General features: G+C 46.4%; 20 protein-coding genes and 2 tRNA genes. 4 read left to right on the forward strand and 18 right to left on the reverse strand.

The genetic code is table 11. The features are described from left to right. The first annotated feature begins 48 nt into the window (after positions 1–48). Positions 49–363, forward strand: coding sequence for a DUF3467 domain-containing protein (locus tag SGRA_RS05695; RefSeq protein ID WP_015691659.1), 315 nt, complete (start codon positions 49–51; stop codon positions 361–363). A gap of 247 nt (positions 364–610) precedes the next feature. Here the strand turns inward: SGRA_RS05695 and SGRA_RS05705 are convergent, their stop codons facing one another. The 5 genes from SGRA_RS05705 to tsaE form a co-directional block, all read right to left on the reverse strand. Continuing rightward, entirely contained in the window at positions 611–2,446 is a 1,836-nt protein-coding gene (locus SGRA_RS05705) for a putative porin (protein ID WP_015691661.1), read from the reverse strand. An 83-nt stretch (positions 2,447–2,529) separates the two neighbouring features. Next, on the reverse strand, positions 2,530–2,856 hold the full coding sequence (locus tag SGRA_RS05710; RefSeq protein ID WP_015691662.1) for an HU family DNA-binding protein: 327 nt from the start codon (positions 2,854–2,856) through the stop codon (positions 2,530–2,532). Positions 2,857–3,349: 493 nt separating this feature from the next. Then, positions 3,350–3,421, reverse strand: a tRNA-Gln gene (locus tag SGRA_RS05720). 48 nt (positions 3,422–3,469) lie between these two features. After that, a tRNA-Gln gene (locus SGRA_RS05725) sits at positions 3,470–3,541 on the reverse strand. A 50-nt stretch (positions 3,542–3,591) separates the two neighbouring features. Continuing rightward, a complete protein-coding gene (gene tsaE / locus SGRA_RS05730) occupies positions 3,592–4,023 on the reverse strand; it encodes a tRNA (adenosine(37)-N6)-threonylcarbamoyltransferase complex ATPase subunit type 1 TsaE (protein WP_015691665.1) in 432 nt (143 codons plus the stop codon). Position 4,024: 1 nt separating this feature from the next. On the opposite strand from tsaE, the gene SGRA_RS05735 reads away from it, so the two are divergent. Beyond that, positions 4,025–4,864, forward strand: a complete 840-nt coding sequence (locus tag SGRA_RS05735) for a hypothetical protein (protein WP_015691666.1) — start codon at positions 4,025–4,027, stop codon at positions 4,862–4,864. A 573-nt stretch (positions 4,865–5,437) separates the two neighbouring features. Here SGRA_RS05735 and SGRA_RS05745 read toward each other — a convergent pair. The 9 genes from SGRA_RS05745 to SGRA_RS05785 all read right to left on the reverse strand — a co-directional run bounded on the left by SGRA_RS05745 (position 5,438) and on the right by SGRA_RS05785 (position 13,872). Then, the gene (locus tag SGRA_RS05745) at positions 5,438–6,124 is read right to left on the reverse strand and encodes a TetR/AcrR family transcriptional regulator (protein ID WP_015691668.1); all 687 of its coding nucleotides are present in this window, start codon (positions 6,122–6,124) and stop codon (positions 5,438–5,440) included. A gap of 116 nt (positions 6,125–6,240) precedes the next feature. Further along, entirely contained in the window at positions 6,241–7,836 is a 1,596-nt protein-coding gene (locus SGRA_RS05750; protein ID WP_015691669.1) for a SulP family inorganic anion transporter, read from the reverse strand. Between the two features lie 361 nt (positions 7,837–8,197). Next, on the reverse strand, positions 8,198–8,677 hold the full coding sequence (locus SGRA_RS05755; RefSeq protein WP_015691671.1) for a hypothetical protein: 480 nt from the start codon (positions 8,675–8,677) through the stop codon (positions 8,198–8,200). A 206-nt stretch (positions 8,678–8,883) separates the two neighbouring features. Further along, positions 8,884–9,756 carry a protoglobin domain-containing protein gene (locus tag SGRA_RS05760; RefSeq protein ID WP_015691673.1) on the reverse strand — a complete coding sequence of 291 codons (873 nt, stop codon included), beginning with the start codon at positions 9,754–9,756 and terminating at the stop codon, positions 8,884–8,886. Between the two features lie 6 nt (positions 9,757–9,762). Further along, positions 9,763–10,746, reverse strand: coding sequence for a DUF6976 family protein (locus SGRA_RS05765; protein WP_015691674.1), 984 nt, complete (start codon positions 10,744–10,746; stop codon positions 9,763–9,765). Between the two features lie 103 nt (positions 10,747–10,849). Continuing rightward, positions 10,850–11,827, reverse strand: a complete 978-nt coding sequence (locus SGRA_RS05770) for a DUF6976 family protein (RefSeq protein WP_015691675.1) — start codon at positions 11,825–11,827, stop codon at positions 10,850–10,852. 40 nt (positions 11,828–11,867) lie between these two features. Beyond that, positions 11,868–12,848, reverse strand: coding sequence for a DUF6976 family protein (locus SGRA_RS05775; RefSeq protein ID WP_015691676.1), 981 nt, complete (start codon positions 12,846–12,848; stop codon positions 11,868–11,870). A gap of 13 nt (positions 12,849–12,861) precedes the next feature. Beyond that, positions 12,862–13,083 (reverse strand): hypothetical protein, encoded by a 222-nt coding sequence (locus tag SGRA_RS05780; protein ID WP_015691677.1) that lies wholly within the window; start codon positions 13,081–13,083, stop codon positions 12,862–12,864. Positions 13,084–13,155: 72 nt separating this feature from the next. Beyond that, positions 13,156–13,872 (reverse strand): toxin-antitoxin system YwqK family antitoxin, encoded by a 717-nt coding sequence (locus tag SGRA_RS05785; protein WP_148268281.1) that lies wholly within the window; start codon positions 13,870–13,872, stop codon positions 13,156–13,158. Positions 13,873–14,190: 318 nt separating this feature from the next. On the opposite strand from SGRA_RS05785, the gene SGRA_RS05790 reads away from it, so the two are divergent. Then, the gene (locus tag SGRA_RS05790; RefSeq protein ID WP_148268282.1) at positions 14,191–14,697 is read left to right on the forward strand and encodes a hypothetical protein; all 507 of its coding nucleotides are present in this window, start codon (positions 14,191–14,193) and stop codon (positions 14,695–14,697) included. Between the two features lie 238 nt (positions 14,698–14,935). On the opposite strand, the gene SGRA_RS05800 is transcribed toward SGRA_RS05790, so the two are convergent. The 3 genes from SGRA_RS05800 to SGRA_RS05810 all read right to left on the reverse strand — a co-directional run bounded on the left by SGRA_RS05800 (position 14,936) and on the right by SGRA_RS05810 (position 21,317). Further along, positions 14,936–16,387, reverse strand: a complete 1,452-nt coding sequence (locus SGRA_RS05800) for a hypothetical protein (protein ID WP_015691681.1) — start codon at positions 16,385–16,387, stop codon at positions 14,936–14,938. Between the two features lie 23 nt (positions 16,388–16,410). Then, the gene (locus tag SGRA_RS05805) at positions 16,411–17,805 is read right to left on the reverse strand and encodes an outer membrane beta-barrel protein (protein ID WP_015691682.1); all 1,395 of its coding nucleotides are present in this window, start codon (positions 17,803–17,805) and stop codon (positions 16,411–16,413) included. A gap of 152 nt (positions 17,806–17,957) precedes the next feature. After that, positions 17,958–21,317 carry a WD40 repeat domain-containing protein gene (locus tag SGRA_RS05810; RefSeq protein ID WP_015691683.1) on the reverse strand — a complete coding sequence of 1,120 codons (3,360 nt, stop codon included), beginning with the start codon at positions 21,315–21,317 and terminating at the stop codon, positions 17,958–17,960. Between the two features lie 536 nt (positions 21,318–21,853). Here SGRA_RS05810 and pdhA point away from each other — a divergent pair. Continuing rightward, positions 21,854–22,861 carry a pyruvate dehydrogenase (acetyl-transferring) E1 component subunit alpha gene (pdhA, locus tag SGRA_RS05815; protein ID WP_015691684.1) on the forward strand — a complete coding sequence of 336 codons (1,008 nt, stop codon included), beginning with the start codon at positions 21,854–21,856 and terminating at the stop codon, positions 22,859–22,861. 281 nt (positions 22,862–23,142) lie between these two features. Here pdhA and SGRA_RS05825 read toward each other — a convergent pair whose 3' ends face one another. Next, the gene (locus SGRA_RS05825) at positions 23,143–23,934 is read right to left on the reverse strand and encodes a hypothetical protein (protein WP_041329516.1); all 792 of its coding nucleotides are present in this window, start codon (positions 23,932–23,934) and stop codon (positions 23,143–23,145) included. Between the last annotated feature and the right edge of the window lie 362 nt (positions 23,935–24,296).

Here is a 24,296-nt window from a genome sequence, read left to right on the forward strand (position 1 = left end):
CACAACCGTTTAATATTTTACTATTTTCTGGTCCTAATATCAAAAATAATGCAAAACCAAGATAAACAAGAACTTAATATTCAGATTTCTGAAGAAGTAGCCGATGGCATTTATTCTAACTTGGCCATCATCAGTCATTCTCCGGATGAGGTGGTTTTAGATTTTGTTCGTTTGGTCCCTAACATTGATCATGCTCGGGTAAAGTCTAGAGTATTAATGAGTCCACATCATGCCAAGCGTTTATTGGCGGCTTTATCGGATAATTTGCAGCGTTATGAGCAGGAGTTTGGTCCAATTAAGGACCCTAGAAATAGCAGCCGCAATAGCAGTTTGTCTTATTCTGGACCTAAGGGGCAAGCTTAAATTAATGCCGCCCAAAATCAAGCCAAAAGCCCTTTTAAGGGCTTTTTTTTATGGCCCTAGGGATATTTTTTAGATAAGGCGGCCAAGCCGCCGCAGAGGAGCGCAGCGACTTGGCTGAGGGGCTGTAGCAGGGCCGCCGAAGGCGGCAGACCAAAGCGGCGCAGCCGCTGCAGGGCCGAGCAGACCTGCGAGCTGCGCAATGGCCCGACCCGCAGCGAAGCGAAGGGGCAGCCCCAAAAAAAGGACATTAATCAAATAATCTCCAAAGAACTGAGAGTCGGAGCCAGTTATTGGCCTCGGCATATTGGTAGCTACTAAAGTAGTTTTGGTTTTCCCAGAAGTAGCTAATATTTTGATAATTGAGGCCAATTCGGAAGCGGTAGACCTTGAGGACGGCAAAGGCATCTAGTTGGGGATAAAACTGTAAAAGTTGTTCGTCTTGCAGATAAAATTGGTTCCAAGTTGGGGCATAGGCTTGGGCGTAGAAGGCCGTTTGGTAGCGCAGGCGGAAGCCAAATTGCCAGCTTGCGTTTCGGAAATATTTGCCTTTAAAGTAGAGCTTTTGTTGGAGTTGGCCTTGGGGCAGGGGCCAGTATTTTTCTTCTCCGACTTGTAGCTGCCCAACTAGGCGAGTGTCGGAGTAAAAGCCTTTGTAGTGGAAGCTTTGTTGGAGTTCGGCTTGCAGCAAGCTCAGGCTGCTATTGAGTTGTTCGCTTTGGCCGTTTAGGTTGTAGATAATAGGATTTTGGCGGAGGAAATATTGGGCTTTGAGGCTTCCCTCCTGCCCTTTCCAGCTCAGGCCGAGGCCGAGATTGGCTTCTTGGCTTTGGCCAAAGTCATTGTTCCAGATTTCTTGGCCAGAGAGATAGGCTTTTTGTTCTAAGAAGCTGGGGCGAAACTGCTGCATTTGTCCCCAAACCGCAGCTGCTAGCCCTTTAGACAAAGGACGTTCATAGCGCAGTTTAAGCTGATAATCTAGGGTTTGCTCTCCAAATAAAACTTGGCCTGAGGCGCTTAGGTTTTGGCCTTGATAATTGGCGCCTGCAAAAAGGCTATTGAGCTGTTCTAGGGGCAGGGGTTCTTGTGTAACCGCTTGAAATCTGTGGCCCAAAAAGAGCTTAATATCAGCGAGTTGATAGCTCAATTGATTTTGAAGCAGCTGTTGTTGCATGGCCATTCTCAGGCCTCGGTTATTGACCTGAAGTGGGCCGTAGAAGCTACTATCTGCGGCTAGATTATTATCAAAAAACTTAAATCGTTCTTGTTGGTAATGCAGTTGGTGCTCCCAGTTTTTCCAGTTTTGGCGATAAAGCAGTTCCAAAAAGCGATTTTCCTGTCGGGGCGAGTCATTATCGCCTTCATTGAGGCTAGTTTCGGCAGTTTCTAAAAAATCATTGCTCAGGCCTTGCAAAACACTATCTTGCAGGCCTCCATTTTCGCTTTGATTTTGGCTAGAAGAGACTACAAACAGGCTGCCCTTATAGTTGGCTTTTTGGTAGTGAAGCTGCAGGCCGAGGTCTCGATGTTGGCTAGCGAGGCTATTAAAATAGCCTCTTTGGCTCAGCACGCTATACTGGATGCCGTAATAGAGTTGTTTATTGTATTGCTGGGCCAATTCGGCTTTGAGGGCCAGATTTTTCAGGTTAATTTGGCTGTAGTAAAGGTTGGTTAGGGCCTTCCCTCCTTCTACCTCATAGATGCGGAGTTGGTTGGGCCGCAGGCGGTAGCGGTCCAGATGTTCTCCAGCGCCTAGGCGGGGGCCTAATTCTTTTTCTTCATACTGCCAAGTTTTGGCAAAAACGGGCGTTCCCCAATGGCCCAGATTCCCGTAGTTTTGGGTCCAACTTTCTTGCGCCCAGCCCCAGGCAAAATCATGCATATAATGGAGGCTAGTATCCAGTTTGGCCCATTTGTTTTCGCTTAGGGCATAGCGCCATTTTATTTTCAGGCTATCGCCTAATTTCTGAAAGCGTTCGGCTTCTGTGGCGGCGGGCAGGCTATCTCGTTGTAGGCTATCTACTGGCGTTTGGGCCCAGCTACTGTTTGCCCAAAGGAGCAAAACAGCCAAAAGAACAATTCGCATAGAGCTTTAATTTTTGCGCAAAAAAAAGCCATGGACCCAAAGAGTCGATGGCTTTTTATCAGAACTTAGAAAGAAAAAGCAACTTACTTCTTCTTTTTCTTGTCAGCAGCAGCTTTAAGGCTAGTGCGTAGATCTTTGTTATCTACAGTACCAGCAAGCTCTTTACCTGCTTTAAACTTTACAGTTACCTTGTCGCTGATTTGGATTTCCTTCTGCGTAGAGGGGTTGATTCCTTTACGGGCAGCACGGTAATTCACATCAAAAGTACCAAAACCAACCAAAGTGATTTTTTGGCCTGCTTTCAAAGTGTCAGCAATAGTTTCTAGGGTAGCGTTCAAGGCTGCAGCAGCATCAGCTTTTTTCAAACCAGCAGCTTCTGCAATTTTGTCGATCAAATCTCCTTTGTTCATAGTTAAATTCTAGATTATCCAAATGATACAGTAATTCTTGCGCCCTAAAAAGCTAGCTTGGGGTAGTTTGAATAGGCAGGGGGGCTCTGTATCTAGGGCTTCTTACTGTTCTTCAAACCAATGGTCGAAGGTCTAGCTTTCGGCGCTTACAAATTTATATCCTTTTGCAGCATTTCCAAACATTTACCCAAAAAAAGCAAATAAAGGCCCTAAAAAAGGCCATTTTAGTACTGTTTTGGGGCCTCCGCAGCCAAGCTGCGGCAGTTACTCCCTTTGGTCGTCGAACGGCGAACTAAAGTTCTTGTTGTCGCTTCGGGGCTCGCAGCTTTGCTCGGCCGCTCGTTTTTTCGCTGCGCTCAAAAACTCGGTCTGGCCCTCTGGGCCAGCCCTCCGCATCGCTAGGCCAACAAAGGCCTTCGGCCCAGAGCGGCTTCGCCGCCAAAAGAGTCCGCCTAAAATAGCAACAGCCAGTCAGAAATCTGACTGGCTGTTGTTGGCCTACTAGGACTCGAACCTAGAATGACAGAACCAAAATCTGCTGTGTTACCAATTACACCATAGGCCAATAAAATCTTTGCTACTTATAGGAGCCAAACTCTCCTCTGAGAAGTTGTTGGCCCACTAGGACTCGAACCTAGAATGACAGAACCAAAATCTGCTGTGTTACCAATTACACCATGGGCCAATTCCGTAGCGGCACAAATATAAGAAGGAAAATTAAACCGCCAAAACTTTTTACATTTTTTCTAAAAAAATTTGTCGTGTTCCTTCTTCTTGGACCAAGATCCGCAAATGCAATGCATTTTCGGCTAGCAAAGGTAGCAAAATTTCTGGCCATTCTACAAAAAAGTAGTGTTCATCTTCCAAGTAGTCCTCTATACCAATTTCTAGGGCTTCTTCTAGGCTATCTAGGCGGTAGAGATCGGCATGGCGGACGAGCAAAGGGCTGTTTTGCAGGCCATATTCGTTAATGAGGCTATAGCTAGGGCTGCTCCCCTCTTCTTGGCCCCCTAAGGCTTGCAGTAAATAATGGACCAGAGTGGTTTTTCCGGCTCCCATAGGCGCATCTAAAAAAACTTTGCGGTAAGTTTGCAGCGGTCCAGCTACTAATTCTTGGGCCACAGCTGCCAATTCGGCCAAATTGTTTACCGTATAATCTGCTTGCATAATGAATTTAATTTCTGCAAAATTAGTCCAGTTTTTTGGGCTTCCCAAAAAAATGGGCGCTGCCCTGCTTCTTTTTGGCCTTTTTTTTACGGCCTGCAAAAGCAGCAGTCCCCTAGCCTACCTACAAGCCCCGCCCCAAGCAAAAATGCAAATTGATGGACAAAGCGAGGATTGGCCCGAAGGCCTACAGCGGCTAAGAGAAAAAATCAATATTCAGTATGCGGCCAAAGAAGACGAAGAGTTTCTCTACCTATATATACGTATAGATGAGCCTAGCTACCAAAACTATGTTTTGGCCAATGGGGCTCAAATCTGGATAGACAGCCTAGGCAAAGACAAAAAAAGCTTGGGCCTCAATTACCCCCTGCCCTTGGCCACTAGCCGCCTAGAAGAATTGGCCCAAAAAGCTGGTGTAGATGAGGCCAAATTTCTGGCCCTCTACGCCCAAGAATTACAAGAGTTTGAACTCCTCAATTTTGTCTCTGAAGATATTCGCGTAAGCAATTTGGCCTCTAAGGACTTTAAAACTGCCGCCCATTTTGATGCCGGCAAACGCCTTTGCCTAGAGTTTCAACTGCCCAAAAATCGCCTAGGTCTAGCCCCTAAACAAAAAACGCCTTTTTCCCTAGGCTTTTTTGTCCGAGCTGCCAAAGCCTCTCCCTTTGAGCAGGCAGAACAGGCCGGCAGCCTCTTCGATGAACAAGACCCTCAGAATGGAGTGACCAGCAGCAACCCCATGCTAGGAGGTAGAAGTCAACAAACGAATAGAAATAATAGCTTGTCTATTTCGCCTAAAAGCAACTTACCAAAAATTTGGACTAGACTTAGTCCCAAAGAATAAGATGTTGTGATAATTAAATAGTTATTCAACTTTTGTGACAGAAAATTTATTCAGCGTATTTTAACAGTACCTTGCCTTAAATTGGCCTTTTTGTCTACTTTTTTTCTTTTTTTGCGCTATTGCTTTTTAAGAAGCCAAGGAGCAAAAATTACTCTAATAAACTAATAACCAAATAGTTGGATTTGAATTTAATTAAAAACCGGGCAAGTAGGTAAAATACCTAAAAAAGAGCAGTAGGCCTTTTCCTGAGCTGCAAACAAGTGAAAAATTTCATATTTATAACACAACAAACAGCGACTAGCTTAGCTTGCTAACTAGGAAACTGTTTGGGGTAAATAATGGGGATTTTTATAAGCATCAAACTTGGGGGAGTTTGATGCTTTTTTTTGGTCCATTTTGCGGTGGACAGGCGGCGAAGCCGCCGCAAGCGAGCGAAGCGAAGCGGCTGAGGGGCTGTAGCAGGGCGGCGAAGCCGCAGACCAAAGCCCGCAGGGCTGCAGGGCCGAGCAAGCCTGCGAGCTGCGCAATGGCCCGACCCAAGGCCGAAGGCCGCAGGGGCAGCCCCAAAACCTCCTATTCTGGAATAGGATGGTCTAGCATTTTGAAGGTAAAAAAGGCAAGCATATTGACCACGGCATCTAGGCGGCCCTCCTCTACAGAAACATCGGTAATAGAGGGGAAATGCTCGGCAAAATAGATGTGGTCGCTGGCCATTTCGATCAGGCTAGAGGCTAGGGTATTGGGGTAGGGAAAATCTGGCTTAACTGCCTGAATGGCGTCTGCAATCACCTTAGACAGGGTTTTATAATTGAGGAAAAGGCCTTCTTTATTTTCATCATCGACCTCCTTGGTATGATAAGCCTTAATGCCCTCGGCCACCACAATGCGGTGCAGGCGGTTTTCGTCTACATATTCTACCGCTGGATTGGTTTGGGAAGAAGTGACCAGGGTAGACAAAATAATTTTGAGTCGCTTGGCGGGGCAATCGATATTCATGCTATTATAATCAATCTGGAACATGGTCCATTCCCAGTACCAGCAGACCAAATAGAGCAGCAATTTGTGCTTATTTTCAAAGTAGCGATAGACCGAAGCCTCCGTTGACTGTATTTTGCAAGCCAGCTTTTTAAAGGTAAACTTCTCGAAACCCAATTCCTCGATCAGGATAATGGCATACTCGATAATTTTTCGGCCCAGTTTAGTTTGCTGCGGGTCGCGCAGATAGAGGTTTTCGTTGAGTTGGATATGAATAGCAATCATATGTGATTGTTGAGCAGTGGTTCTAGAGCAGTATAAGGGGCAAAGATAGGCTTAAAAAAAGAAAAAACCCTTTTGCAGCTACGCAAAAGGGCATTATCCAAATAGCTAAGGGAAAATTAGCTGGCCGTTTCCTGCGGTTGTATCCGCTTGAGTTCGGCCAAGGTTTCCCCTTCCCTATCCAGCCCCAGCCATTTCCATTTGATTTCTTTGAATTTGGCATAATCCTTAAAACTTTCAAAGATATCTAGGATGTCGGGGTCAATATATTCGGTTCGGCTAGCATCAATAATCAATTGACTTTTAGCGGGAAGATTAGATAAATATTCTTTTAGCGCACTTTTATTGAGGAAAGAGAGATCTTCTGAGAGCGTCAGCTGAATCCTATTTCCCTCCTTAGTTTCGACAAAAGGCAGGCGATAGTTATTGCGTAAGATATAGAAAATGGCCACCGCCATCCCAATCATAATTCCAATGAGCAAATCGCTGAGCAAGATGGCAATAATAGTAACTAAAAAGGGAACAAACTGTTTGTAGCCTTGCTGCCAGATCTGCTTAAAGACCGTTGGGTTGGCCAATTTATAGCCCACCATCACCAAAATAGCGGCTAAGCTAGCCAGCGGGATCAGGTTGAGCAGAAAGGGAATCGTCAAAACGGCCAAAAGCAGAAAAACCCCATGTAAAAATGCCGCCGTTTTTGAGCGTCCGCCCGACTGAATATTGGCCGAAGAGCGCACAATAACCTGCGTGACGGGCAATCCGCCTAGCAAACCGGCAGCAATATTCCCCATGCCCTGCGCCTTGAGCTCCTGATTGAGGTTGGTGGTCCGTTTATGTGGATCCAACTTATCGGTTGCTTCGGCACAAAGCAAAGACTCCATACTGCCCACAATGGCCAAGGTGATGGCCGTAGTATAAACGGCTGGATTAAAGAGCTCGGCAAAATTGGGAAACTTCATTTCAGCAGAAAAGGCCGCCCAAGAATCAAAAATGGGCAGACTGACCAGATGCTCTGAGGCAATTTCTAATTGAGGAATCCCTTTAAAGCTCAAGTTCAGTACGATGCCCGAAAAAACGGCCACCAAAGGTCCTTGAATCCACAAGGCCCAAGGCTGCTTTTTAATGAACTCTTGTTGCCAAATAATGAGAATGATAAAGGCGACCAAAGCCGCTACGGCAGGTCCCCAGTTTACATTCAGCCCCTCAAAAACATCGGTAAATGCCTTAAAAATCTCGCTAAAAGTGGTCTCTCCATCGGGCTGCAGATAAGCCATCTCGCCCTCGGGGTCCTTATCGTCGCCTAAGGCATGTGGAATTTGCTTGAGGATAATGATGAGCCCAATGCCCGACAACATCCCTTTTATGACCGAAGAAGGAAAAAAGTAACCGATACTTCCCGCCTTCAAAAAGCCCAAAAGAAGCTGCAAAAGGCCAGAAATAACCACCGCCAGCAAAAAGGTCTCAAAACTTCCCAACTGCTCAATTGCGCTGATGACAATAGCCACCAATCCCGCAGCCGGACCGCTAACGCCTAGAGATGAATTGGAAAAAAGCGTGACCACAATACCGCCCACAATGCCAGCAATAACGCCAGACAAAAGAGAGGTACCAGAGGCCAAGGCAATACCTAGGCATAGAGGAACGGCTACCAAAAAAACGACAATGGCCGCAGGTAAATCGTTCTTCAAGTGCTTGAAAGTAAGAGGGGCTTTCATAGACTCAAATAGAATGTAGAACACATTTAGGGGCTAAGCTAACTGCATCCAAGGGTAAATAAGTTGGTTTAATGATAGCAATACTATCAAGCACAAAGGTAATCAACTTAAATTAGTTAGTTTTCCTTTTTTTTTATTTTTTTAATGATTTTTTGGGGCTGCCCCTCCCTGCGGTCGGGTCGGGCTGTGTCAGGGCTCGCAGGTCTGCTCGGCCCTGCGCAAAAATGCTTCGCATTTTGCTGGGTCTGCGGCTTCGCCGCCCCCTTTTCCATCCCTCAGCCGGCGGCCCTTTGGGCCTACTAGACCTAAAAAGGCCCAAAACCTTAGGGTTTTGGGCCTTTGGGGCCAGAAAGCATTCTCTTTATTCTTCTTTGAGGCTAAAGCTCCCCATGAAGGCCTCTATTTCTTTTGGGCCAACTTCTTGGGGTTGTTTGTTCACAATCAGCAATTGATAGACCTTATCCTCTTTACGGTAGAGCTCATAAACAGCGGCAGCATCAAAGCCGAGCAGGGTATATCGTTTAGACTTTTGGGGCCAGGGCCCTTCTTCTCTTTGGATGCTTAGGGGTTTTAGGCGGAGAGCGGCGCCTAGGAGCAGGGCTTCAAAAAGGCTATCGCTGCTTAGGGCTTGTTGTTCTTTGCTTAATTGCATACAAGCCGCCTGATACTCCCAGATAGAGTCGGGACTTTTATAGAAATAGGCTTCTACATCCTTTTGCAGGATACTATCGGCGGGAGCGGGAAACTGCAGGCTATATTGGCCCCATTTGGAGTGGACCGTTTGGCCCTTTTGGCAGGCAAAGAGGCTAAGCAACAGGACCAAAAAGATAAAAATTCTCATGATTGATTTTGGACCAAAAGTAAGCTTTTTTTTGGAGATTGGAGGCGGCGAAGCCGCCCCGGCCGCAGGCCGAATGGCCCAGCGCTGCGGAGGGGTGGCCGAAGGCCAGACCAAAGGCAGGCTTTGCCTGCCTGCAGGGCCGAACAGGCCTGTGAGCCCCGCAGCATAGCGGCGGCCGCCCCAAAATAAAGGGCGGCCGCGGGCCCCTAAAAAATACTTTGATTCGTGAGTCGAAGGGCAGCACGGAGGGCATTCAGCATATTTCCATGCGTTTGAATTTCTTGAATATCTAGGCCAATATCGACAATCGTTTGGGCCACATTGCCAGAAATGCCAGAGAGCATCGCTTGGCAGCCCATCAGTTTGGCCGCCTTGCTCATCTTAATCAGGGCGTTGGCCACCTCGCTATCCATAACGGCGATACCGCGGATATCGAGAATAAACACCTTGGCGCTTTTTTCCGCAATTTCCTCGAGCATAGCGTGCATAACCTGTTGGGCGCGTTCGCTATCTAGAAAGCCCACCAAAGGCAGCAGCAGAATGCCCTCCCAAAGCGGGGTAATGGGCGTAGACATAGAAGAAAGCGTTTCCTCCTTTTCTCGGAGCAACTCATCTTTGGCCGAGCTATAGCCATCGGTGAGCGTAGAGATGGCGATGCCCGTAAACTTTCGGTAAGTTTTGAGCAGGCTCAGACTGAGCAGGCCATGTTCTTCGAGTAAATCCTGGACCTCTTGATGATAATAATTGAGGAAAGCCAGATAGGCATCGAAGGGGATGCCCACGCTGGCGAAGACCTGTCCAAAAAAGCGTTGGCGTTCGATATACTCATCATCGGCTTGGCCAGAGAGCAAATCATCCCAAAAAATGTCCTCACTATCTCGGATTGCCTGCAAGACATCCTCGGTATAATAAGTTAGAAAGAAAGGGTGATTTTGCAGCCAATCGTAGAAGCGTTGATAGAGTGCATCTTTTTGATCATAAATTTTTTGGCCTGCTTGGGCAAGTTCCTCTAGCTCTTCATCTTGGAGGAAAAAGAGTGCTTGATAGTAGGGCCAATTTTTTTCGTTAGGATCAATCATCTGTACTTAATAGTTTTGGATATGCAAGAGGACCAGCGTTTGGTTGAGCAGCATATAGCCGACCTCTCCAAAGGTAAAGGGTCCTTCATAATTGCCTAGCTGTTCGCCATCTAATTTAAAGTTCAGATAATTCACGATACAGTTGCAGGCTGTAATTGCGGGGGAGTTAGGCATTTCTTTGCGGAAAGCCTGGGGGCTATAATCTACTGCTTGGGCCAAATGATAGACCTGGTCTACAGAAACGGGGGCATAAAAATAGACTGTATCTTCCTCTACTCGTTGGATAGTGGTGTTAATCAGGGCCCCAGAATAGTCTGAAATCAGGGGAAGGCTTCCGTCTATGCCCTTTGCCTTACAATAGTGCGCAAAATTTTGTTTTTCGCCATTGATCAGGGCTTCGGTAGCTTGAAAATCGGTAGATAAGAACTGAATATCGTCGCCTTTGCCTTCTTCGTAGGGGTTATAAATTTCGATTTCGGCATATTGGCTTTCGGGCAATTCGACATGCATGAGGACCGCCCGATTCTTCATTTTTTCTGCTTTTGGGCCATAATAGGCGGCGGGCAGATGGCTGGGGTCGGCCTCTAATTCTCGGCCAGTGATCCAGCCTAGAATAGGTTGGTCGTAGAGCGTATCATATTGGCCAATTTCTAGGGCATAAGCCTTATGCACCTCTGAAAAAGCGGGCAGTGCGATATAGCTAAAGCCATTTTCGGGCCGATCGGCCAGTAGTTGTTCCAGCTCTTGGGCCGAATAGCTTTTAATTTCGGCGTTTAGGGCCAGATCGCTCAGATTAGAGACAAAAAGGCGGTTAAGATCTTTTTGCGCCCCTTCTTTGCTCATGAAGTAGGGCGTAGTTCCGCCCAGCCATTGGCCAGCGGGCAGTTGGTCCAGCAAGCCTTGGCTGCCTGCAATCAGCAGCAATTGGCCGGATTCAATAAGTGCTTGAGTTTCTTTTAGGGAGAGCAATTGGTTTTGAAGCTTAGCCATATCGTTCTGTTATTAAGTTAGGAAATGGCCCATTGTGTTTATTGTTTGGGATAAAGGTAAGAGCTAAGTTCATCAAAAAAATAGTGGGTTAGTGTAATCTTCTTTACTTATCCTGAATATAGAGGAGGACCAGCGTTTGGTTGAGTAAGAGGTAAGCAATTTCGCCAAAGGTAAATAGCCCGCCATAGTTAGCCAGACGCACTCCATTCAATTGGAAATTGAAATAGATAGAAATGCAATTAAAGGCTGTTTGGGCCTTTTCTTTAGGCATTTTATCTAAGAACGCATTAGGGCTATAAGTAATTTCCTTGGCCCAATAATAAACTTGGTCGGTAGATACTGGGCCATAAAAATAGACTCGATCCTCTTCAATTCGTTCAATATCAACATTGACCAAGGCGCCAGAGTAATTAGCGAGCAGGGGGAGTTGGCCTTTAATCTCATTGGCTCGGCAATAGTGGGCAAAATTTTGTTTTTCGCCATTGATCAGGACCTCTGCGGCGGAGAAGTCATTTTCTAAGAACTGAATGCGGTCGCCTTGGCCTTGTTCGTAAGGGTTATAAATTTCGATTTCGGCATATTGGCTTTCGGGCAATTCAATATGCATCATGACGGCCTTATTGCTTAGGCAGCTAGCTGTTGGGCCATGATAAACGGCTGGAAACTGTTCATCCTCGGCCTCTAGGTCTTTTCCGGTGATCCAGCCTAAAATTGGAGAATCGTAGAGGCTTTCATATTGTCCAATTTCTACGGCATAGGCTTTATGCACCTCAGAAAAAACGGGCATAGCGATATAGCTAAAGCCATTTTTGGGCCGATCGGCCAGCATTTGCTCCAACTCTTGGGCCGAATAGCTTTTAATTTCGGCAGATTGGGCCAAATTGCTCAATCGGCTGACAAAAAGATGCTGCAGATTTTTTTCTGCACCAGCTTCACTCATAAAGTACGGAATCGTTCCCCCTAGCCATTGACCAGCAGGCAACTGATCGAGTAATTCTTGGCTAGCGGCAATCAGCAAGAGTTCTCCTGCTTCAATGAGGCGGCGGGTTTCTTCTAAAGTTAATATTTGGTTGTTCGGCATGAGCCATTTTGTTAGCGGTTAAGATATGTATGGCCAACTACTATTTTTTGATATCTAGAATGACCATCGTTTGGTTCAGGACCAGATAGGCGATTTCGCCAAAAGTGAAGGGGTAATGGTAGCCTTGAGTATAGTTTTCTTCTCCGCCCAATTGCATAAAGTTAGCTACACAATTGTAGGCGACTAAGGTCGTTTCGGTTTTTGGGGGCAGTTTAGCCTTAAAAGCCGCTTGTCGGTTTTCTATAGTTTTGGCAAAGCGGTAAATTTGGCTTTGAAAAACTGGAGAAGCAAAACTGACCGCCGTGGCGGCTTCTTCTGCCTGATAGATAGAGGTATTGAGTTGGGCGCCGCCAAAATCTCCGACCAAGGGGTATTCCATATCAATTTGATGTTCTTGGAGATAGCTCAAAAAGTTTTGTTTTTCGCCATCAATTAAACAATCCTCTACCTGATAGCCATCTTCTAGGAATTGGATTTTTGGCCCATCGTTTTGTTCATAGATATTCACAATAGAGAGCTCCGCATATTGCTCTGCAGCAAGTTGGGCGTGTAGGGCCAAAAGTTGGTCCGTATAGACCGCTCCATCTTGGCCATTCACCACTAGTGGTTGAGCGACCTCGCCCCAAACAACACCTGTTACCCAACCTAGGGTAGGCACATCAAATAGCTTTGGGTTTTGGCTAATTTGCAAGGCATAATTGGTCTGTACTTCCTGAAAAGCGGGCATCAGCAAATAGCTAAAGCCATTTTCTGGACGATCATCCAGCATTTGCTTCAATTCTTGAGCGCCATAGGCCTTAATGCTGAAATCTTGAATTTCAGTAGTCAGATCTGTCACAAAAACCTGCTCTCGGTTCAAGGCACCGCCCTCTTCGGTCATAAAGTAGGGAATGCTGCCACCGACCCAGTTACCTTTGGGTAGGGTTTTCAAAATTGGTCCATCTGCGGCAACAATTAAGGTTCGGCCTTCTGTAATCCATTGGGCACAAATTTCGGGGGAAATCAGTTGGTTATTTTTCATGGGGAGGGGGGGCTTAATGTCTAAAAATAGCTTTTAGGTCGGCGGCATACATTTTTTCATTTTTGGCACAATAGGCCCAAAGCTGCTGTCTCGCTTCATTTAAGCTTAATTTTCCTTTGCGGAGCTGCACCTTAAGGCTATTCAGTTTTAGCTGTAGCGACAGGCTTTTTAACTTGGGCTTAATCCGCTCTTCTAAAAGGGCTGCCCATTCTTCTTCTTGAGGGTCTGCTAGCATAAAATTTCTGATTTAGTGGTTTCTCTCTCAATTTAATAAAAAAAGGCTTCTCAAGGAAGCCTTTTTTTATTCTTATTCTAGGGGCTCGCACTGCGGCCGCATTTTGTCAATTGTACTTTTTGCCAAATCATTGACGCCTTCTAGCTGGCCTTCTTCGGCTTTCCAAAAGGTGGCACAGGTCTTTAATGGACTGTCACAAAGCATTTTAGACTGTAGTTTTCCTGTACTATCTTGGGCATATAACCAGAGCTCACAATGCTCATAATTTCCCAGATAAGTCCCTTTGGCTTTGGGCTGTCCATTCTGATAAAATTCTGCAAAGGGCCCATTTGCCTCATTATTGCGCATAATCACCCATTCTTTGAGCTGCCCATTGGGGTAGTAGGTTTTCAGGCTATCATCCAAAACGCCCTCCTTATAATAGCCCGCCTGTTTCAATTGGCCATTGGGGTAATAATAGCTTAGAGGCCCATCTTCCTGCCCTTTTTCATTATACTGAAAACGGGCGGCCAGTTTCCCATTCGGATGATATTGTTTTTCTTCGCCAACACTTAGACCCGCCTTCATTTTGCGCTCCAAAAGCAAGATTTTTTTGCCCTCTTGTAGGCTATATTCTTTATAAACCCCTTCTTTTTGCTGCTTGATGGTATCAAATTGGTATTCCATCAATAAATCGGCCTGCTGTTCTGTTTTCCAGACTTTTGGCCCTTCATTTTTTTGAGTCTGCTCCTCGCCTTGGCAAGCCATAAAAAGCAGGATACTAGCTGCGGCTACAATTTTCTTCATCATATGCTTTAAGATTTTTATTTTTTGGGGCCTGCCGCCTTCGGCGGCCGGGCTGTGTCGTGGCTCGCAGGTCTGCTCGGCCCTGCGGCGCTAAAGCGCCTGGGTCTGGCCTTCGGCCACCACTATCCATCCCTAGGCCAATTGACGCTTAGTTTATTGGGCTAAAATAAGCAAGCTGCTTTTTCTAGAAAAGGACATTTCTGCAAAAAGTTACGTTCTTTAAAAATCGGGTGCTTGACAAAATAGTTGTATCTTTATACTCCCCCTCATTTTAGTACTCATTCAATTCACAAATTAGCTATTCCCCAACCCTTTTGTCCTATGAAAATTTACAGTTTTTTTTGGGGCCTTTTGGCCCTTAGTCTTGTTTCTTGCCAGTCTACCCCAAAATCATCTACAAATGATGAGCTGGCCAGTTTTCCTGAAAAAGAATTTGTCAAAGTAGTAGCCTATGATTATGAAAGCATGCAAGGCGACTATATTTTGAATGAAAACGGGGTGCGACACCCTTCTGTTAAGGCTGAAAAAGAACTCACGGAGGAGCAGCAAAAGCTTTTGCTCAGCACTTTAAATAGTAAAAACAGTTATGGGGGTTCGGTCACTCGTTGTTTTTATCCTCGTTTGGGCTTTGTTTTCTACAATGCAGCCGATGAGCCTGTGGGCCAAGTGAGTATTTGTTTTCAGTGTAATCAGCAGGTGGCTGGGCCGCAGATTCCAGCACAGGAGGCCTTATTGGCCGAGGGCCAACCGATTGGTTATAGTCCATTGGGCCGAGAGAAGTTGTTGGAGCTTTGCCAAAGTTTAGGCTTTAGCAACTGTAATGAATAACGGAATTAAGAAAATAGAAAGGCCGTTTTCCTGAGTGGAAAACGGCCTTTTTTTGGTCCAATTTTCTGCGTTTTACAGGCGGCAAAGCCGCCGCAAAGGAGCGCAGCGACGCGGCTGAGGGGCTGTAGCAGGGCCGCCGCAGGCGGCAGACCAAAGCGCTGAAAGCGCTGCAGGGCCGAGCAGACTTGCGAGCTGCGCAATGGCCCGACCCGTAGCGAAGGGGCAGCCCCAAAATAGCCTAATCTACTGGCGTAAGCAGTCCTTCATTATTGGTTTTGATGAGGCAAACCATGGCGTTGGTGGCCACATTCATGGTACCCGTCATGAGATAGCCCTTGAGTTCTCTGCGGGTGGTACCAGGCACCAACTCGCGGATAGGCATGACCGTTCCGGCTTGGTTACCGGCTAGGGCCTGGCTACCATTATTGACAGAAGCGCGGCCAAATTGGCGAATTTCGCCATCCCATTCTGGGGTAAGATTGGAGCCCACCTTAGCCATAACGAGTTCATCGCCAAAGTTGGCATCATCGTATTGGTAGACAGCACTGATGACAAAGCTCGGTTCACTTCCAGAGACATCGGAGGGAACCAAAGCGATACTTCCGGCTAGGAGATCCTCGCTAGTATTGCTAAAGCCGCCATTTGTTTTACCTAGATATCGGCGTTGAATTTCTCCTACGCCCTCATCGACTTGGAGGAGGAGAAGATCACCTTCATTCACTTCATTTCTAGTGGGGTCTCTATTTTCGACATGGCTGAGAATTGTAATTCTGGCATTTAGCGAATCGTAGCAAGAGCCGCCGGCCACCAAAAACATATCTTGGCCACCAAAACTTTGTTGAGAGACCTCGCTACCCGAAGAGGCGCGGAATCGGATCACGAGAATATCGGTAGTAAAATTGGGGTTAGTGGGTGTCCCGTTTTCCTCATCTCGTTTTTCGGCGGTAGCGGTGACTACATAAGCGCCATTGAGGACCTCCACAGAGGCGGCGCGGTCTTCACCGACAAATCCACGGACAGAGCGCCAGATGATATTGCCATCTAGGTCTAGGCGCATAAGGAGCACATCTGTTTTATCTAGGGCCTGATAATCTTGGTATTCGGGTTTACCGATATAGACATCGGTTGTTTCTCCGGCCAAGACAAAACCCCCATCGGGAAGTTCCTTAATATCATAGACAAAGTCCTTATAAATTTCTGAAGAGCCTAGGGTAGATCCATTGAGCAAGACTTTTTCCCAGACCACATTTCCTTCTAGGTCTAATTTATAGAGCACGATATAAGTGGCATCTAGGGTAGATTGGCCGCCTACCGTCACCACGGTAGTTCGGTTACCGGCTACGAGGTAGCCAGACTCATCGGAGAGGACCAGCACGCGGTGGCCGGTTTCTTCATAGCCGTTCCCTCCGTCGCCAAAGGTCTTGCTCCATTCCTCATTACCCAGAGAATCTGTTTTAACGAGATAGAAGTCATTGTAGCTAGCAGAATTGACAAAAGCGTTAGAAGAGCCAAGGATAATAAAGCCCTTATCGGCTGTTTCCTTAACATCTTTTCCGATTTGGCTATTTACATGTCCGTAATACTTAACGAAAGCATCTTCTTGATTGGCGGGAGAGATATTCTCTTTTTTGCAAGCGCTAAGGCCCAGTAGCAGGAGCATACAGCTAGCGAAGAAATACTTATTGATCATAGTTTTCTAATTTAGGTGAAAAATTAATTCCCTTTAATATCTGAGGCTTTATCTTTGATTTCGTCAATTACCTTAGAGCTAGCGCGACCACGGCGAACATCTTCAATGATACCGGGTTGATCTCTTTCGAGTTCGCGAACGAAGCTATTGAGTTCTCGTTTTAGTTCGGAGTCTGTAGTTCGTTTAGCGTTTCGTTTTTCCTTCTTGATAATTTTATTGAGTCGGCGATTGATATAAACTTCGTTGTACTGTCGTTTTTTTCTGGGTTTGTAGAAAGACTTTTCGAAGCCGATAGTTAGTGAATAATTATCCATACGAAAGTCATTATCTACATGTCCGTATTCGTAGAGCAATTCGGGATTGCTATAGCGATTTTCTCTATTGACGGAATTCATCAAAAAGCGGTTGTATCGGGCTTCGATAATAACGAAATCGTGTCCTAGGCGAATTTTTGCGCCAGCGCCAGCGAGTAGAGAGACATTAAAGCCTTCTCTTAGGGAGAGGCGGTCGGCTTCTCCGGCTTGAGTTTCGGCAGAGAGGCCAGATCCGGCAATAACGAAGCTACGTTCGCCACCGACTACGGCTCCACCGCCATCAGATTCGCGGGTTGTATTTCTTTGGATATTAACCACACTAGCAGAGAGCAAGAAATTGGGTGCTCCACCGATATAAGCGTAAGGGATTACCTTTTTGTAGCGTTTGAAATAGTGTTCATAGCGTAGCATCAGGGGGATATCGATCCAGTACTGTCGTTCATCAAACTGCAGGCTAGAGTATTGCAGTGTATTTTGGGCGGGGTTTTGCAAGCCTGCCGAGAGGAACATAGTATCGATAGCGCGATAACTTCTGAGGGCAAAATTACCTTCTAGAGCGAGCGTAAAGTCTCTCCAGATAGGCATTTCTACACCGATAGCGCCAGAAAAGCCCAGTACAAATTGGTTATAATTTTCTGCTCGATAATTGTTGTTATCTACATTATAGGTTTCTAGCGTTTGCAGGCGAGTATTATTGGCGCCAATATTTCCATAAATAGAGATCAGAGGTTTATGTCTATACGTTCTAGAGAGATAAATCAGGTCATAAGAATTATTGGGATTTAAAGAATCTGCCTCATAGAGGGGGTTAATTTTGAGGAGTTCTTCAAAGGAGCGGGTAGCATCATCTAGGTCATTACGGAAGAGGTAGCTTTCGGTCAGTAATTTATAGCCTTCTTCTCTTTTTGCTTTAACGGGAAAAGCTTTCTTATTCGCTAGGCAATCTCGGATCAGGTCGCCCACCTCTTCTAGCTGCCCTTCTTCATAGGCTCTTTTAGCCTCATCTAAATGGTCATTACAGAGGTCCTCGTCTAGTGATTGTGCAGATAAGACTTGAGGGCTGAGGGCTAGGGCGACAGCGGCCCAAAGCAATTTTAGTTTCATAATAAAAAGCGAATTAGTAATTATTAAACTCGAACTCATTTTGGAGACGGCAAGCCTCTGGCTTGGCTAAGGAGAAGATAAAGCCTAAAAAAAGGGGAAAGCTAGCCCGGCTAGCCCTCCCCTGGCTCTATCTTTAGAGGTATATTATTGTATTAGTCGCCTTGTGGGTATTCATTACCACAGGTAGAAAGGGGAAGGCGTTCGCCTTCTGCAGTAATAATATACAGGCGTTGGTTGCGTGGATCTCTTTCGGGGTCATCGGTACCAATATATTTCTTCCATTCTTTATTAGAAAGGTTGCGGCGCACCATAGCGCAGAGTTGGCTAGCGTAGCGGAACATATCCACCTCGTAGATTTTCACTTCTCCATTAGCGCAGCCGGTAAGGACTTTTTGTCCATCATGGGTAAAGGCCACAGAAAGGACCCAATCTTCATGATCTTCTAGGCGAATGGGCTGGAACTTAGGATCTTTGAAGGGGAACTCCTCTTCATTATCATAGTTCTCATAAGCTTGATTCCAGATTTGCCAAAGTGTAGCTCTTTTATCGAGGCTACCCACCACGAGCATAGTTCCATCATCAGAGAAGCTGAGGTCACTAATTTTGGCGCTATGATAAACGAGGCGTTCGGGAATATAGCGGTTGCCGTCTTGGTCTAGACCATTTTTGTAGTGATAGATATCAAAGATAAGCAAAGAGCCATCTTGGTAACCTACAGCAACAAATCGGCCAGTGGGGCTAATAGCTACAGCAGTAGCATTGCGTTTGTTGTAGGGATTTTCTAGTTTAAAATCCTCTTGGCCCGACTTAATATTCCAGATAGAAACATCAGGAGATCCTCCGGCGCCAGCCACATGTTGTCCATCGGCAGAAACGGCAATAGAAGTCACTCGGTAAGGCGTACGTTCTACAATAGGAGTTACTTCTCCTTTCATATTGGTATACTTGATACTGCGGTCATCTCCGGCAGAGATTACGGCATTACCCGTAGGCAAGAAAGCGAGGTCCCAAACGCGGCGGCCACGGTGAACGTCTACTTTAAGCATGCGTTCTTCTTTGGCCACATCCCAAATTTCCATATAATCTTCATCGCCAGCACGGACCAAGAACTTTCCTTCGGCATTCATATCCATACAACGATAAACTCGGTTGTTGCGGTTGCGGGTAAGCACCTGTGGAGCGCCTGCTGTTTTTTGTTCCTCTTTGCTATCAAAAACCTGTAGAGGCCATTTAAACAGCCAGCCATCAGAACCTGTAGTATAGACTTTTTGGTCAAATTCTCCTTCTGCGGTAGAGACCACAATAGAGCGCATGGCACCAAGGTGAGAGAGGCCATCAGGAGCTACATTCAAACTATTAAAGTCTGGGTTATCTCCTACCCCTTGCATTTTATCTATAGCCTTATAAAGGGCTTCATAGATATAGGCATCATGTTCTTTTCCACCATTTACCCGATTCAGCTCAAAGGCTTCTTTAGCCAAAAGTGCTTCTAGGTCGGGTTCTTCTACTTTCCAAGACTTTACGGCTACAGACTGGGCCAAAGAAAGGCCTTTTGTCATAATCGCCTTAAGGCGTTCTTCTTGCGCTCTGCGTTCTGACTTCATGGCATCGCGGCGAGCTTGTTCGGCCTTAAGCTTAGCAATTTCTGCTCTTTGGCGTTCCAATTCTGCCGTATCCAGAGCGATTAGGGCCTTTGAGCGAGCTTGGTTGGCGGCTCTAGACTTCAACTCAGCAATATCTGAAGAGCGAATCGCCTTTTCGGTAGCCTGACGGGCCAAGAAACTTTCTCTTTGGGCACGATTGGCATTTACCTTGGCCATATAGCGGCTCTCATTGGCTCTTTGCTTGGCTATTTCTGCCTGATAAGCAGCTAGGCGAGCCTCTTTTTCTTTGCGGCCAGCCACCTGAGCCGATCGGCGGGCACTATCTAGGGCCACACCGGCCAAGAGCAAAAGAATAAGACAGATGGCGCCAAAGCCCAAAGAAAGATAAGTGATCAGCATACGGGTTTTCCGTTTGCGGTCATCATCTTCCTTCTTATCTCTAAGTTTTTTATCTGAAGCTTCATGACTTTTCAGTAAAAAGTCAATTGTTTCATCATAAGTAGTATTATATCGAGAAGCCCAAGCCTTGGTAGGCGCTAGGCGGTCGGGATGCTCCTCATCATAGGTATGGGGTTCATACCATTTGAGGCCCAAACTCAATTCGGGTTCTACCCAAAGGGCGCCTTTTCCTTCAAAGTAAAGGGCGGCGGCAGTAGATAGGCGAGTATAGGTTTCGGCTGCCTCATGCTCTTCTTCTGCCCAATGCGCCAAACGGTCCCAATAAGAAATTAAGCTTTCATGCGTAATACTAATTACGGTGTCTAGCTCCAAATCATCCCGATTTGGGGGCGCCTGCAAAAAGCGGCGGTCCGAACGAGAGAAAGCCACAATAACCGGAGCCAAACTCTCTATACTTTGATCGGTCAACTTGCAAAGTTCGCCTACAGTAGCCACCCTACGGCTAGCCGAACCATCGGCATTGCGCTCAGAAAGCGCCCGAAACATTCGTTGACAAGTAACTTTTTGCTCTTCTGTTTTGAGCTTATTATAGGCCTCCTCGGCATGCACAGAAAGCGCCTCCTTGATGGTCCCTACATTCTCATAATGCTTAATCCCCAAAGGAAGGCCAGGATCAGAATCTACCTCCACCCAATTGTCCCAAACGCGCATCATCAAATGCTGCAAACGAGGCAAATCGTCAAAGTCTTCTCCAATATCAGCAATCATCCTGCTCACTAGGTCTGGAGCAATGCTTGCCCCCACCGCCTTAACCGGCATAATCATCACCTTCTTGAGCTCTTCTACCTTCATTTTCGGAATCAGAAACTGCCCATCGTTAATCGCCTCGGGCAAGCCTCTAAAATCCGTACAACGCCCAATATAATCCGAGCGCATAGTCAATACAATATAAATAGGCGCTTCGCGCTGCCTAGATGCATTGAGCAGTAAATTGACAAAGGTAGCCGCATCTTCCTGAGCGGCTGAAGAAGTTTTAGCAAAGGCAAAAATCTCTTCAAATTGGTCAATGACCACCATCAAATTGGCTCGCTCTACATCCGCATCTTTATAAGCATCGACTAAACCCAAACTTCCTCGGCGCAGACTTTTCTCTACAATAGCCGGATAGTTAGGGTCCATTTTACTGTCAGGGTGCAAGACCCCTCTAGAGGCCAACTGACGACTCAAGTTTCCAATCGGATTGTTGCCAGGCTGACAAACCGCAATTCGCCAGTTTTGCCCCGCCTGCCCCGCAAAACCATCTTTTAGTTTTGGGACCAAGGCCGCACGAACTAGCGAGGACTTACCTCCGCCTGCTCCTCCTACCAATGCCAAAAAACGATTGCCACGAATCTTACGTAACAACTCATCGAGCTGCTTATTCCTTCCGAAAAAAAGCTCTCTCTCTTTGGCCTCATAAGGGCGCAGTCCAGGATAAGGTTCCTTAGTTAAAATTTCAAAGGATGCCATACTTTATATATAGTGTTAGTCTTGGGGAAGTTTTGGCAAAATAATGTTGCCTAGATGATTCTTCTCAGTGTAGTATGTTATTCAGCTTTAAGATAAGCGAATTATCCAGAATAATAAAACCCCTCCTTAATTATTCCTTAAAAGCCAAAGGGCCTTTTTTCTTTCTAACTTTACTTTTGTCGCCTCTCCTCCTCCCCTTTTTTAAGGCCTAAACCTAGCTTTTTGCCGCCCAAGCCTAGGCTAAAAATAAGTCGCTTGGCCCTTTAGAGCTCCCCAACTAAAAACGATAGCCCCCAACTTATCCCTCCACCAAAAATCAAGCACCCAAGCAACAACAATAAATAAACGGTACCAAAAGTCTACCCTAGGCAACTAAACACTAAACTATTCCCCCAAAAAAAATCTACCCTTTTGCGCAAAATTTAATTTTGCCCTCCTACTTTAATTAGTATCTTAGCCCTGGAAAGCAGCATTTTCAGCCTCTCAACCGCTCAAAATACTGCAAACCAATTCTTTAAGATAAAAACTTCAGGAATATGGCTAAGCGCAAAAAAAAGCCTGCATTTTCAAAAGAACAGTACCTCTCTTGGTACGAATTGATGTATCTCACACGCAAATTTGAAGAGCAGTGTAATATTGTATACTATCAGAAAAAAATCCGTGGATTCCTCCACCTCTGTATTGGCCAAGAAGCCATCTACGCCGCTATGCAGTCTGCCTGCCGCAAAGAAGACTCTTGGATTACCGCCTACCGCGTACACGGTATGGCCCTAGCCGCTGGCATCTCCGCCAACGAAACTATGGCCGAACTCTACGGTAAAGCTACCGGCAACGTCAAAGGTAAAGGAGGCTCTATGCACTTCTTTAATGCCGAACGCAATTTTTATGGCGGCCACGGTATCGTCGGCGGCCAAATTGGCCTAGGTGCCGGACTCGCCTTTGCCGATAAGTATAAAGGCAACGATAATGTAACCCTCGCCCTCTTCGGCGATGGCGCCTCTCGCCAAGGTATCCTGCACGAGAGCTTTAATATGGCCATGACCTGGAAACTTCCCGTGCTCTTTATTTGCGAAAATAATAAGTACGCTATGGGTACCTCTGTAGAACGTACCTCTAATGTGACCAATCTTCACCTCTTGGGCGAAAGCTACAAGATGCCCAATAAAGCCATTAACGGCATGGATGTGGAAGTGCTCCACAACGAATTGAGCGAGGCCATCGACTATATCCGCCAAGGTAATGGCCCTATGCTTATCGAAATCGAAACTTACCGCTATAAGGGCCACTCTATGTCGGACCCCGCTAAGTACCGAACCAAAGAGGAAGAAAAGGAGTATAAGGAGAAGGACCCCATCGGCCGCGTAGAACACACACTCCTAGAAAATAAAATGATTACAGAGGAAGAATTGAAGGAAATTCAAAATCGCCTCAAGGAGGAAGTGAAGGCCGCTGTAGAGTTTGCAGAAAATTCACCTCTCCCCCAGCCCGAACAGTTGTACGAGGATATGTACATCCAAGAAGATTACCCTTTTATTAAGGACTAAATTTACCCCTCGGGACCCAAAGAGCAATGGAAAATTATTTCTGTTGCTCTTTTTTTATTTTTGGGGCCTCCGCCTCGCTTCGCTCGTCGGCGCTACGCTTTGGGGCTCGCTATTCGCTCGGCCCTGCGCAGGCTAAGCCTGCTTGGTCTGGCCTGCGGCCACCCCGCCGCATCGCTAGGCCTGCGGCCCTTCGGGCCTCTAGAAGCCAGCGCCCAAGCTAGGGCAAAAAAAGAGCCACTGAACATATATTCAGTGGCTCTTTTCTATAGGACAACAAAGCCTTATTCATCGGCATCATCGTCTAAATTCATGGCTGTAGATTGGCCCTTAGGCATCATGCTCGTATCATCCCAGAGCTTAGATACCCAAAAGCGAAGTACCGCCTGTTTCTTTTCTTCTTTATCCAGATAACCATAATTTCCAGCCGTTTTTGCTTCTAGTCGGAAATTAGTCTCTGAGCCCGTCCAACGGAAGCTGATTTTCCGCCAAAGCAAACCATAACTCGCCTTTACATGCTTGACCACCCCTTGGCCATAAGTAGCCGTGGCAATTGCATAAGTAAGGGCATATTTAGCTCTTTTCTTCCGGCCAGCAGCATGGGCAATAATTTCAAAAGCCTGAACGCCCTCCAAATCTGAAACGATAGGGTGCCAGCGGCCATCGGCGGGGATTTCTCCTTGAATAAAAGTGCCGACTCGACCATTTGCTCCAAGCATGCCATTCACCTCTAGCTTAAAGTTGGGCAAGCTGGTCCCAATACCTACATTACCTCCCTTCCGCAAGAAAAGAAGGGTTTCATTTTCGCCATCATTAAAGCTGAGCCCTTCACTATGTGGAGTGGGATTCATCGAGATGCTAAAAGAGGCCTGAGGGTCTCGGATGCTTTCATAGAAGCTCATCAAGCGCTTATTTGGGCCTTGAGTGGCCAACATAAGGCCCTCAGTCGAACTTTGAGAGAAACCGTCATCTACCTTATTGACGGTAGAGTCGATAAGGTCAGCAAAGTTCACTTCTGTGGGGACCATGCCCCTTTTGAACAGATTTTTGAGTGTGCTACGCGTGAGTAAAGCCATTGAGTTGGATACTTTAACTTAAATGGAAAGGCGGGTGAATGCCATCAAATTTAAAAAATTGTTTGGAAAAGGCGCAGTCAAAACGATTTTATAATTTAGATTTTCTTAATAACGCCTTTATTTATTGTTTTTTAGGGCTTGGCGAGGCGGCGCAGCCGCCTGCGAGCGCAGCGAGCCATGGCCCAGCGCTGCGGAGTGGGTGGCCGAAGGCCAGACCGAAGCGCTGCAAGCGCTGAAGGGCCGAGCGAATAGCGAGCCCCGCAGCATAGCGGCGGCCGCCCCGCTATAAAGGGCGGCCGCGGGCCCCAAAAAATGGACCTTGTAGCACTAAAAAAGGCCCAAAAGTGCGTGGACTTCTGGGC

Source organism: Saprospira grandis str. Lewin, assembly GCF_000250635.1.
GTDB lineage: Bacteria > Bacteroidota > Bacteroidia > Chitinophagales > Saprospiraceae > Saprospira > Saprospira grandis.

Excerpts from the sequence above, each read along its gene's own strand:
- SGRA_RS05825 (WP_041329516.1), bottom strand. The coding sequence starts at position 23,934 with ATGGCTTTACTCACGCGTAGCACACTCAAAAATCTGTTCAAAAGGGGC.
- SGRA_RS05785 (WP_148268281.1), bottom strand. The coding sequence starts at position 13,872 with ATGATGAAGAAAATTGTAGCCGCAGCTAGTATCCTGCTTTTTATGGCT.
- SGRA_RS05800 (WP_015691681.1), bottom strand. The coding sequence starts at position 16,387 with ATGATCAATAAGTATTTCTTCGCTAGCTGTATGCTCCTGCTACTGGGC.
- SGRA_RS05775 (WP_015691676.1), bottom strand. The coding sequence starts at position 12,848 with ATGAAAAATAACCAACTGATTTCCCCCGAAATTTGTGCCCAATGGATT.
- SGRA_RS05750 (WP_015691669.1), bottom strand. The coding sequence starts at position 7,836 with ATGAAAGCCCCTCTTACTTTCAAGCACTTGAAGAACGATTTACCTGCG.
- SGRA_RS05760 (WP_015691673.1), bottom strand. The coding sequence starts at position 9,756 with ATGATTGATCCTAACGAAAAAAATTGGCCCTACTATCAAGCACTCTTT.
- SGRA_RS05810 (WP_015691683.1), bottom strand. The coding sequence starts at position 21,317 with ATGGCATCCTTTGAAATTTTAACTAAGGAACCTTATCCTGGACTGCGC.
- SGRA_RS05710 (WP_015691662.1), bottom strand. The coding sequence starts at position 2,856 with ATGAACAAAGGAGATTTGATCGACAAAATTGCAGAAGCTGCTGGTTTG.
- SGRA_RS05805 (WP_015691682.1), bottom strand. The coding sequence starts at position 17,805 with ATGAAACTAAAATTGCTTTGGGCCGCTGTCGCCCTAGCCCTCAGCCCT.
- SGRA_RS05705 (WP_015691661.1), bottom strand. The coding sequence starts at position 2,446 with ATGCGAATTGTTCTTTTGGCTGTTTTGCTCCTTTGGGCAAACAGTAGC.
- SGRA_RS05790 (WP_148268282.1), top strand. The coding sequence starts at position 14,191 with ATGAAAATTTACAGTTTTTTTTGGGGCCTTTTGGCCCTTAGTCTTGTT.
- SGRA_RS05755 (WP_015691671.1), bottom strand. The coding sequence starts at position 8,677 with ATGAGAATTTTTATCTTTTTGGTCCTGTTGCTTAGCCTCTTTGCCTGC.
- SGRA_RS05765 (WP_015691674.1), bottom strand. The coding sequence starts at position 10,746 with ATGGCTAAGCTTCAAAACCAATTGCTCTCCCTAAAAGAAACTCAAGCA.
- SGRA_RS05695 (WP_015691659.1), top strand. The coding sequence starts at position 49 with ATGCAAAACCAAGATAAACAAGAACTTAATATTCAGATTTCTGAAGAA.
- SGRA_RS05735 (WP_015691666.1), top strand. The coding sequence starts at position 4,025 with ATGAATTTAATTTCTGCAAAATTAGTCCAGTTTTTTGGGCTTCCCAAA.
- SGRA_RS05780 (WP_015691677.1), bottom strand. The coding sequence starts at position 13,083 with ATGCTAGCAGACCCTCAAGAAGAAGAATGGGCAGCCCTTTTAGAAGAG.
- pdhA (WP_015691684.1), top strand. The coding sequence starts at position 21,854 with ATGGCTAAGCGCAAAAAAAAGCCTGCATTTTCAAAAGAACAGTACCTC.
- tsaE (WP_015691665.1), bottom strand. The coding sequence starts at position 4,023 with ATGCAAGCAGATTATACGGTAAACAATTTGGCCGAATTGGCAGCTGTG.
- SGRA_RS05745 (WP_015691668.1), bottom strand. The coding sequence starts at position 6,124 with ATGATTGCTATTCATATCCAACTCAACGAAAACCTCTATCTGCGCGAC.
- SGRA_RS05770 (WP_015691675.1), bottom strand. The coding sequence starts at position 11,827 with ATGCCGAACAACCAAATATTAACTTTAGAAGAAACCCGCCGCCTCATT.